A 10,664-nucleotide genomic window follows, 5' to 3' on the forward strand; every position below is an offset into this window, starting at 1 on the left:
CGGATCGATGTGGAACGAGTGGAACGCCGGCAAACGCGAACGGCTGCCGGCAGGCCGGAAGGCGCGACGTCAGTGAACCAGCTGCGCGCCTTCCATTTGCTTGCGCTCCTGTGCGAGAAGTGCGAGCGCTTCTTCGGACGTGACCCGCACGGGCGGCGTCACGAGACTGACGACTACGCCGGCCGCGAACGCGGCGACGACCGAAGGAATGCAGGGATTGCCCCAGAAGCTGCTCCACGACGGCACCGCCATCACCGCGAGCGACGTGCCGGACGCGCTGACGAGCGTCGCGAGCGCGCCCTGCCACGTGAAGCGCGGCCAGAAGCGGCCGAGCACGCCGCATGCGAAGAGGCCCGACAGCACGGTCGCGATCATCTTCGTGATGTAGCTGATGATGTCGCTCGACGGCAGCGCGAGCAGCAACGCGACGCCGATCACCGCGACGAGCGCGATCCGCGAATGCGCGACGGCCTTGCGCGGGTCCGGCTGGCGGCGGGTCAGCATCGAGCGGATGTCGACGAGCAGGATCGACACGGCGGCCACCGAATCGGCGCTCGACGTGGACAGCGTGGACGACATGCCGGCCGTCAGCACGATCAGGCCGAGCCACACCGGCAGCACCTGCGACGCGAGGAACGGGAACGCGAAGTCGGCGTTCGGCAGCTTCGGATCGAGCGCGTGCGCGGCCATGCCGATCACTGCGGGCAGCAGCGAGAAGAACAGGTACAGCACGCCGGAGATCAGGAACGAGCGGCGCACCGTGCCCGCGTCGCGGCCCGCGTAGATCCGCTGGCGATACGACGGCGTCGCGAGCACGCCGACCGCGACGACGACGGACAGCGACAGCGCGTGCAGCGGCCCGATCTTGTCGAGCGCGAGGAACGTCACGGCGGCCGGGTCCATCTGCGCCTGGATGTGGCCGAGACCGCCCGCGAGCGTGACCGAGAAGAACGCGATCAGCACGAAGCCGATGAACAGCACGATCGCCTGCAGCGTGTCGGTCCACACCATCGCGGTATAGCCGCCGATCACGACGTACGCGGCGAAACCCGCGGCGATCAGCACCTTCGCGAGCGTCAGGTCGATGTGCGCGATCCACGCGAGATAGAGGCCGCCGCCGAGAATGTGCGAGCCGAGCCAGCCGAGCGACGCGATCAGCATCAGCACCGCGGACACGTTCTTCACGATGCGATTCGCGCCGACGTAATACGACAGTTCCTCGCTCATCGTCATGAACTGGAACTTGCGGATCGGCGCGAACATCCACGCGAGCAGCAGGATGCCGACCGCGCCGCCGAGCCCGTAGAGCACGCCGGCCCAGCCGTTTTTGTACGCGAAGCCGACCGCGCCGATGCTCGAACCGGTGCCGACCATGGTCGCGACGGTGCTGCCGAGCGTGAGGAACAGCGGAAATGAGCGGCCGCCCAGCAGGAACTCGACGCCGGACTTCTGCCGGCGGCTGAGAATCGCGCTGATGACGACCATCAGTACGACGTAAGAAATGAATCCTGTCAGGAAGATTTCGTTTTTCATGGTCACTCTGATAGCAGGACTAAAGGGACGCCTTGCTCCCGTCGCAAGCGGTCGGCGATGGCGCGTGGTTTTCGGATCGGGGAAACGGACGGCCCGCGGACAACGTGCATCCGGCAGGCGTGCGCCGACACGGGCCGCATTGCGCCCGCCTGCGCTCTCTTCGCCACCCCGTATTACTTAATTACGTATCAAATAACTTAATTATGAATTAGTCTAGGGACGGTCAGATGGGGCGTCAAGGGCGTCAAAATTAATCGGCGGCCCCCGCAGAAGGCTTGGCGTGCGGGTGTGCGCGCATCGAAAGCGAAGGGAAAAAACGACGTGAAAACGCCGCGCGCCTGTTCAGGCGCGGCGCACGGCGAGATGGACGAAGGGGAGAGAAGGAATCCGGAGCGCGCGGGCTAAACGACGCCGCATACGCCGTATAGGCGGGTAAACGTTAATGAACGACTGTTGCGCGCAGCGCGAATTCGCAACAGAGGGGCTTGCGCCGGGTCACTGCGCCGGCGGCTGCGGACTGTTGGCCGGATTCGTGTCGAATTTCGTGACGGCCGTGATGCCTTCGGGCTCGACCAGTTTGCGCAACTCCGCTTCGAGCGCGTCGGCGACATCGCGCGGATAGACCTGCTCGCCGCCGACATACACCGTGAACGACCGCAGATAACGCGCCTGCTTGTCCGGGTTCCCGATCGTCGCGCGCGTCCACCGGTAAAGCGGATAACCGTCCGGCCCGTTTTGTTCCGCTTCGCGCACGTAACCGGCGAACGCATCGAGCTGGCAGACCAGCGTCGCGCGAAACCGGCGCAGCACGTCGCCGAGCGGCGGATGAACGCTGGCCGCGTGGTCGCCGCGCAGCGCGCCCGCGAGCGCCTCCGATACGGTGAGCCGCAACTGGTACCGCCAAGCTTCGTCCTCCGGTTCGCGAGGCACGGTTGCGACCACGCGCGGCGCCTTCAGGAAATCGAAATCGCAGCCCTCGTCGGCCTGCGTGATCGTCGCGAGAAACAGCTTGCGATAACCGCGCGCATCGGGGTCCTCGACACGCGGCGGCAGCGCGGCCACGCGCGCCGCGATCTCGTCCGCGCCGACCAGCAGGTCGAGCGAGCGCCGCGCGACGCTCAAGCGAATCCGGTCGCCGTCGCGCACGATCGCGAGCGGCCCGCCGATCGCCGCCTCCGGCGTCACGTGCAGCACGATCGTGCCGGCCGCGGTGCCGCTCATGCGGCCGTCCGAGATCCGCACCATGTCCTTCACCCCCTGCCGCGCGAGCTTGCGCGGAACCGGAATGTAGCCCGCCTCCGGCATCCCCGGCGCGCCGACCGGGCCGATCCGCTTCAACACCAGCACGTCGTCCGCGCGCACGTCGAGGTCGGGGTCGTCGATCCGGCGCGCGAGATCCTCCGCGTCCTCGAACACGACCGCGCGCCCCTCGTGCTCCATCAGCGCCGCGCTCGCGGCCGACTGCTTGACGATCGCGCCGCCCGGCGCGAGATTGCCGCGCAGCACTGCGAGCCCGCCCTGCGGATAGATCGGCCGCGCGAGCGGCCGCACGACGTCCTGCCCGAACGGCGCCGGCGCGGCGTCCAGTTCCTCGCCGAGCGTGCGGCCGGTGACGGTCAACGCATCCAGATGCAGCAGCGGCTTCAGCTCGCGCATCACGACCGCGAGACCGCCCGCGCGATGCAGGTCCTCCATGTAGTGCTGGCCCGACGGCTTCAGATCGACGAGCACCGGCGTGTCGCGCGCGATCCGGTCCAGCGCGTCGAGGTCGATGCGGATGCCGAGCCGCCCCGCGATCGCGGTCAGATGGATGAGCCCGTTGGTCGAGCCGCCGATCGCGAGCAGCACGCGCAGCGCGTTTTCGATCGCGTGCGGCGTGAGGATCCTGGCGGGCGTCAGTTGCGCGCCGATCATCGCGACCGCCTGCGCGCCGGTGCGCTCCGCGATACGGATGCGATCCGCGCTGACCGCCGGCGGCGACGCGCCGCCCGGCAGCATGATGCCCAGCGCCTCCGCGATGCACGCCATCGTGCTCGCGGTTCCCATCACCGAGCAGGTGCCGACCGTCGGCACGAGCCGGTCGTTCACGGCGTCGATCTCCTCGGCGTCGATCTGGTCGCCGCGAAAACTCGCCCAGAAGCGCCGGCAATCGGTGCACGCGCCGACCCGCTCGCCGCGATGCGAGCCGGTCAGCATCGCGCCGGTCACGAGCTGGATCGCCGGCACGCCGGCCGCGGCCGCGCCCATCAGTTGCGCGGGCACCGTCTTGTCGCAGCCGCCGATCAGCACGACTGCGTCCATCGGCTGCGCGCGGATCATCTCCTCGGTATCCATCGACATCAGGTTGCGCAGGTACATGCTGGTCGGGTGCGAGAAACTCTCCGCGATCGAGATCGTCGGGAACTCGACCGGCAGGCCGCCCGCGAGCATCACGCCGCGCCGGATCGCGTCGATCAGTTGCGGCGCGTTGCCATGGCACGGGTTGTACGCGCTGCCCGTATTCGCGATCGCGACGATCGGGCGCGACAGCGCGTCGTCGGTGTAACCCGCGCCCTTGATGAACGCCTTGCGCAGAAACAGCGAGAAGCCTTCGTCGCCGTAATTCGTCAGCCCCTGGCGCAGGCCCGTGCGGTTCGAACCGTTCGGCATCGGGTGCCTCCTGATCGGTCGTCGGTGGGTGGTCCGGAAATTCTAACCGTTGCGGCGAACGGCGTTTTCCGGCGCGTTCGCGTTTCAGCGGGACGCAAACGTTTTGTCGTTCGACGCTTTATCGTTTGCGCAGTCCGCATTTAATTCGCGCATTCGAATGACGTTGCAACGAACCTTGATATCCGGTTACGGATGCGCGATTAACACCGTTCGCAAATGCCGTTTTAAATGCCGCGCGCCGCAATGCAACGAAATTGCGTATTGTCAATCTCCGTCGAAAAACGAGATAAGCGGCGAATCGCAAATGCGAATCGTGAAGGTAGAGTAACGCCTGCTTTGGATAGCGCGTCGCCGTCACATATCGTTCGCGCGGATCGAACCGGATGCGCAGGACGTTGCGCCGACGCCGTTCGACGAACCGCCAGCCGCAGCCGTACGCAACGCAGCACCGCCAGAAAAGCACCGACCAGAAATGTGGGCCGGGCTCGCGTGAATGCACGATGGACGCGAGCCGCGTATCGCCCGTTAAACGTATCCACTGAGAGCCGACGGCGCCGCACGCGCGGCGTCGGGCCATCGTGCCATCCGTAGTCGCCGGACCTCACTGCGCGTTCCGCTTTCGCGCTGCGCCCGCCGCCACCACGCGGCGGCCATGTCGCGAATCCAACGCCAGCCCGAACCTTCGAACCATGCGCAACAACGTGCCTGTTACCCAGCGCGAGTATCCGATCGCCGACGACACGACGCTGATGTCCGTCACCGACGTCAATGGCCGGATCGTCTACGCGAACGCCGCGTTCATCAAGACGAGCGGCTTCGACAAGAGCGAACTCATCGGCGCGCCGCACAACGTCGTGCGCCATCCCGACATGCCCGCCGAGGCGTTCGCCGACATGTGGGCGACGTTGCGCGCGGGCATTTCGTGGTCCGCCGTCGTGAAGAACCGGCGCAAGAACGGCGATCACTACTGGGTGCGCGCGAACGCGACGCCCATCGTGCGCGACGGCGTGCCGGTCGGTTATCTGTCGGTGCGCACGCGGCCGGGCCGCGACGAGATCGACGCGGCCGCGCAGCTCTATCGGCGTTTCGTGGACGGACGCGCGACCGGCTTGCGCTTCCATCATGGCCTCGTCGTGCGCGGCGGACTGCTCGGCTGGACCGCCGTGTTCCGGACGATGCCGGTGCGCACCCGCATCCGTTACGCGCTCGCGGCAGTCGCCGCGTGCTGCATCGCGGCCGCGTATGCAGCCGGTCTGCGCGGCGCGCCGCTCGGCGCGTTCGCGGCGGCGGCCGCGCTGCTCGGCGGCGCGACGGCGAGCGTGCTCGAACGGCAGATCGCGCGGCCGCTCGAACAGATGCTGACCGCCGCGCTCGGCGTCGCGGCCGGCGAGCGCGGCGGCGAACTGCGGCTCGGCCGGGTCGACGAGATCGGCATGCTCGCGCGCGCGATCCAGCAGTCGGGGCTGAACCTGCACTCGCTCGTCGACGACGTCAGCGAGCAGATCGGCGGCCTGCAGACGACGAACGACGAGATGGTGCGCGACAACGTCGACCTGAGCCGGCGCAGCGAGGAAGCCGCGTCGAGCCTCGAACAGACCGCCGCGTCGATGCAGCAGATGACGTCGATCGTCGATCGCAACGCGCAGGCCGCGAATCGCGCGGGCGCGCTCGCCGGCTCGTCGAGCGACGCCGCCGCGCAGGGCCGCGCGTGCGTCGAACGGGTGGTCGGCATGATGAGCGGCATCACCGAGGCGAGCCGGCGGATCAACGAGATCATCGGCGTGATCGACTCGATTGCGTTTCAGACCAACATCCTCGCGCTCAACGCGGCCGTCGAGGCGGCCCGCGCGGGCAGCACCGGGCGCGGTTTCGCGGTGGTCGCGGGCGAGGTCCGCACGCTCGCGCAGAAGAGCGCGACGGCGGCGAGCGAGATCCGCCGGTTGATCGGCGACAGCGTGTGCCGCATCGACGACGGCAGCGAAGTGGTCGGCGCGGCCGGCCATGCGATGAATTCGATCGTGTCCGAAGTCGAGCGGGTCGGCGCGCTGATCGCGGAGATCGGCAGCGCGACGAAGGAGCAGGCGGATGGCATCGGCCAGATCAACACGGCCGTCGGCCAGCTCGACCAGATGACGCAGAAGAACGCCGCGCTCGTCGGGCAGTCGGCCGCGACGGCCGAGTCGCTGCGCGAGCGCACCGCGCATCTGCTGCACGCGGTCGCCGTGTTCGGGCGGCATGACACGCTCCGGTCCGCGGTTCAACCGTCATCGACGCCGCGCTCGCCGACATGAGCCCGCACACGGACACGCTCGCCCGCAGCGTGCTGGCGCTCGACCAGCGGGTGCTGCGCGCGGAATGCTTCGACGCGCTGGCCGACGCGCTCGTGCACTGGGCGATGGAGGCGGGCGCGGACGGCGCGTATGTCGGCAGGCCGACGCCGAAGGGCGGTTGCTGCCGGGACCGGCCGGCGACGAACGGACGCGTGCGTATGCACAGCGGCACCGCGTTTCGATCCGGCAAACGGAACCCGAAGGACAGGGGCCGGCCGGCGACGCGTGGCGCACCCGGCAGGTGCGGATCGCCGCGCTGTCCGTCGAACAGGACAACGACGCGGACGACGGCACGCCCGACGCAACCCGCTGGCGCACCTGCGCGGCCGTGCCGTTGACATACGACGGCCACGACGGCGGTCTGCTGTGCCTGTTCGCGCGCGAGACCGACCGTTTCGCGTCGCCCGACTGGACGCTCGCGCTCGACCACGTCGCGCTGATCGCCGGCGTCGCGCTCGACCGGCTGCGCCTCGGCGCCGAACAGAACCGTCTGCGCGAACTGGCGCTGCACGATCCGCTGACCGCCTGCCGAACATGACGGCGCTCGCGCATCACGTCGAGCATGCGTCGGCGCGCAGCGCGCGCTCGAACGTGCCGCTCGTGATCGGCGTGCTCGACCTCGACCGCTTCAAGCCGGTCAACGACCTGTTCGGCCACGACGCGGGCGACCACGTGCTGCGCGAGGTCGCCGTGCGGTTGCAGGCGGATTGCGCGCGAGCGACTTCGTCGCGCGCCTCGCCGGCGACGAGTTCGTGCTGGTGCTCGAAGGCGCGCGCGATCCGGTGCAGGCGTTGCGGCCGCTGTTCGACCGGCTGTACGAGCGGCTCACGCAGCCGTTCGACATCGGGCACACCGCGTGGCAATGCGGCGCGACGCTCGGGCTCGCGCTGTGGCCGAACGCGCCGGAGACGACGCTCGCGGACGTGCTGTCCGAAGCGGACCGCGCGCTGCGCGAAAGCAAGGCGCAGCGGGACCAGCGCGAGCACTGGTGGCGCTGGGCGTTGCAGGCGCCCGCGCCGCTGCCCGCGCTCGCGCGCGACGCCGATCCGTCGGGGTTGTACAGCCCTCACCTGCCGCAACTGGCGTCGCTGTCCGCCGCGTTGCAGCGCGACGCCGGAAGCATCGTCAACGAGTTTCTACGAGCGCCTGACGCGGCTGCCGAAGTCGTCCGTGATCCTCGAATCGCTGACCGACTTCGAGCTTCAGCACCTGAAGGCGCAGCAGATCCAGAACCTGTTCGTGCTCGCGGACCCGGGCCTGGCCGAAGCCGATCATCGCGCGATGGCGATGCGCGTCGGCCGCATTCACGCGATGGTCGGGCTGGAGCGCGAGGAACTGGTGCGCAGCCGTGGCCTGCTCGCGGCCGCCGTCTACGCGCGGCTCGGCGGCGAGCGCGACAGCGGCGCGCTCCAGGTGCTGAGCCGCCGCCTGAACCGTGATCTCGCGTGGCAGACCGAAGCGTACGAACGGCTGCAGGACGAGCGCCAGCAGGTGCTGTTGAGCATCGCGCGGCTCGCGGGCACGACCGAGAACTACCCGGACCTGATCAACCGCGTCGTCGAGATTCTCGGCACCTGCGACGAGGTCGCCGGCTGCTCGATCGGCCGTCCCGACCGCGACGGCCTGTTCCGCGTCGAGGCCGCGTCGGGCCGCATTCTGGAGAAGCATCCGCGCCAGCCCGGCCCCGGCGCGGCCGGCGCGCACGACGGCATCCGGGTCGCGGACCTCGCGTGGCGGAGCGGCGCGAGCGAACGCTGCATCAACATCGGCACCGATCCGCGCATGACGTCATGGCAGGCGGTCGCGAAACGCGAAGGACTGTGCTCCAGCGTCGCGATTCCGGTCTGCCAGCCCGGCCACCCGCCGCTCGCGATCCTGACGCTGCACAGCGCATTTCCGGGCGGTTATTCGTCGGCCGAGCAGATCGCGTTCACCGACCTGCTGCAAACGCTGCTCGCGTTCGCGATGGGGCGCATCGCGAACCTTCAGGGGCCGACGCACACGATCCCGCAGGCGACGCGGCAACGCTGGGCCGCGCTGCTCCGCTCCGACGCATTGCAGATGCACTGCCAGCCGATCATGGACCTGCGGACCGGCAACGTGACGAAGGTCGAGATGCTCGCGCGCCTGTTCGACGGCTCGCGCCTCCTGATGCCGAACGAGTTCCTGCCCGCGCTGACGTCCGACGACTTTTTCGAACTGTACGTGCGCGGGCTCGGCCAGGCGCTCGTGTACCGGAGGCAGTGGCTGGACAGCGGCGTCGCGCTGAACGTGTCGCTGAACCTGCCGTCGAGCGCGCTCGGCGACATTCGCTACTTCGACGCGACCCGGCGCGGGCTCGCGACACACGACTGTCCGCCCGCTGCGCTGACGCTCGAAATCCTCGAAACCGACGCGCTGCCGCCCGACGTCGACGTGCCGGCGGAACTGGCGCGGTTTCGCGCGCTCGGCGTCGTGCTCGCGGAGGACGATCTCGGCGCGGGGCACAGCAGCCTCGCGCGGCTGCGCGAGCTGCCGTTCGACTGGATCAAGATCGATCGCAGCATCGTGAATCTCGCCGGCCGCAACCGGTCGAGCGTGCTGAACTTCATCTATCAGTTGACGCGGCTCGGCCATTCGCTCGGCAAGTCGGTGATCGTCGAGGGCGTCGAGGACGATGCGCTGCTCGAAGCGATCGCGATCCTGAAGGCCGATGCGGTGCAGGGCTACCGGATCGCGCGGCCGATGCCCGCGCGCCAGTTGCTCGACTGGCTCGCGAAACGTCCCGCGCCGCCCGACCCGGGCGCGCAGCCGCAAAGCGCGCTCGGCAAGCTCGCGCGGCTGCTGATCTGGGAAGAGCGGATCAACCTCGTGCTGAACGATGCGGGCGCGTTCGAGCGGCTCGCGGCGATCGTCCGGACCTCGGCCGCGACGCCGCCGGATGCCGAACCGGCGGCCGTGCCGCCGCCGTCGTTGTGCCATGCGTGTCCGCTGACGAAGTTCTTCGCGGACATCGAGGCCGCGCTACAGGACGACGAATCCGATTCGCTCGCGCAGCGCGCGCTGCTCGACGCGGCGCTGATCCACCGGCCGGGCAGCGCGGCTTACTGCCTGGCGCGGCAATGTCTGATCGCGACGCTCGGCGTCGGGGCCGACGCCGCGTAGCGGATCGATCCGTGGGAATGTCCTGGCGAGGCGGCGAGGCCGCCGGTCCGTTCTCCGGCAACCTCGCCCCGCCATTTCAGCGGGTCCGCCCGATCACGCCGGCACGGCTTGCCATGCGTTCGCGGTCCGCGCGGGCGCGCTGGCTTCGCGCCGGCGCGTCGCCGCCGGGTCCGCGAGCTTGAAGAGGCCGACCGTCGACAGCAGCGCGTCGGCCTGCTCCTGCAACGACGCCGCGGCCGCGCCCGACTGCTCGACGAGCGCGACGTTCTGCTGGGTCGCGCGTTCCAGATGGTCGATCATGTCGCGCACCTCGCCGATCTGCCGCGTCTGCGCGCGGCATGCGTCGTTGATCTCGCCCATGATCGACATCACGTTGCCGGACGACGTGACCACTTCCGCGATCGTGTCGCCAGCCGAATCGACTTCGCGCGTCCCTTCGTTCACGCGCGTCACGCTCTCGCCGACGAGCGCCTTCACCTCGCCCGCCGCCTCGGCGCTATGCTGCGCGAGCTTGCGCACCTCGCTCGCGACCACCGCGAAACCGCGTCCGTGCGTGCCGGCGCGCGCCGCTCGACGGCCGCGTTCAGCGCGAGGATGTTGGTCTGGAATGCGATCGAATTGATCACCGCGATGATCTCGCCGATCCGGTCCGACGACGCGCGGATGCCGCGCATCGATTCGGTCACGCGCCCGACCGCCGCGCCGCCGTCGCCCGCCGTCGTCGACGCGCGCTTCGACAGCGAGTCCGCGTGCATCGCGTTGCTCGCGTTCGCGGCGACGCTCGCGTCGAATTCGCCGAGCGCGCTGGTCGCCTGTTCGAGCGCGCTCGCCTGACGCCCGGTGCGCTCGCCGAGATCCGCGTTGCCCTGCGCGATCTCGCGGCTCGCCATGCTCACGCCCTCGGCCGCAAGCCGCACCTGGGTGACGATGTCCGCGAGCGTGTCGCGCATCCGCGCCACCGTCGCCATCACGCTCGACGTATCGCCGGCGTGCAGCGCGACGCTGCGC

General features: G+C 69.3%; 5 protein-coding genes and 4 pseudogenes. 5 read left to right on the forward strand and 4 right to left on the reverse strand.

Annotated features, from left to right (window positions below; all coding sequences use genetic code 11):
* Positions 1–69: 69 nt before the first annotated feature.
* The 3 genes and pseudogenes from BLV92_RS31255 to BLV92_RS31930 all read right to left on the reverse strand — a co-directional run bounded on the left by BLV92_RS31255 (position 70) and on the right by BLV92_RS31930 (position 4,759).
* A complete protein-coding gene (locus tag BLV92_RS31255; RefSeq protein ID WP_090553082.1) occupies positions 70–1,533 on the reverse strand; it encodes a sodium:solute symporter family protein in 1,464 nt (487 codons plus the stop codon).
* 921 nt (positions 1,534–2,454) lie between these two features.
* Positions 2,455–4,182: pseudogene (locus BLV92_RS31260) on the reverse strand (IlvD/Edd family dehydratase); the annotation flags it as partial.
* Positions 4,183–4,300: 118 nt separating this feature from the next.
* The gene (locus BLV92_RS31930; protein WP_143040736.1) at positions 4,301–4,759 is read right to left on the reverse strand and encodes a hypothetical protein; all 459 of its coding nucleotides are present in this window, start codon (positions 4,757–4,759) and stop codon (positions 4,301–4,303) included.
* A gap of 112 nt (positions 4,760–4,871) precedes the next feature.
* Between BLV92_RS31930 and BLV92_RS31265 the strand changes: the two genes are divergently transcribed.
* The 5 genes and pseudogenes from BLV92_RS31265 (at position 4,872) to BLV92_RS32430 (ending at position 9,656) form a co-directional block, all read left to right on the forward strand.
* The gene (locus BLV92_RS31265; protein ID WP_090551514.1) at positions 4,872–6,473 is read left to right on the forward strand and encodes a methyl-accepting chemotaxis protein; all 1,602 of its coding nucleotides are present in this window, start codon (positions 4,872–4,874) and stop codon (positions 6,471–6,473) included.
* 64 nt (positions 6,474–6,537) lie between these two features.
* A complete protein-coding gene (locus BLV92_RS31270; protein ID WP_143040761.1) occupies positions 6,538–7,050 on the forward strand; it encodes a GAF domain-containing protein in 513 nt (170 codons plus the stop codon).
* Positions 7,047–7,163 (forward strand): annotated as a pseudogene (locus tag BLV92_RS33155) (hypothetical protein); the annotation flags it as partial. The gene BLV92_RS31270 and the pseudogene BLV92_RS33155, both read left to right, overlap by 4 nt.
* A gap of 107 nt (positions 7,164–7,270) precedes the next feature.
* A pseudogene (locus tag BLV92_RS33160) lies at positions 7,271–7,426 on the forward strand (hypothetical protein); the annotation flags it as partial.
* A gap of 256 nt (positions 7,427–7,682) precedes the next feature.
* Positions 7,683–9,656, forward strand: a complete 1,974-nt coding sequence (locus BLV92_RS32430; RefSeq protein ID WP_244283992.1) for an EAL domain-containing protein — start codon at positions 7,683–7,685, stop codon at positions 9,654–9,656.
* A 93-nt stretch (positions 9,657–9,749) separates the two neighbouring features.
* Here the strand turns inward: BLV92_RS32430 and BLV92_RS31280 are convergent.
* Positions 9,750–10,624 (reverse strand): annotated as a pseudogene (locus tag BLV92_RS31280) (methyl-accepting chemotaxis protein).
* Positions 10,625–10,664: the final 40 nt, after the last annotated feature.

It is taken from the genome of Paraburkholderia caballeronis (assembly GCF_900104845.1).
Taxonomy (GTDB): domain Bacteria; phylum Pseudomonadota; class Gammaproteobacteria; order Burkholderiales; family Burkholderiaceae; genus Paraburkholderia; species Paraburkholderia caballeronis.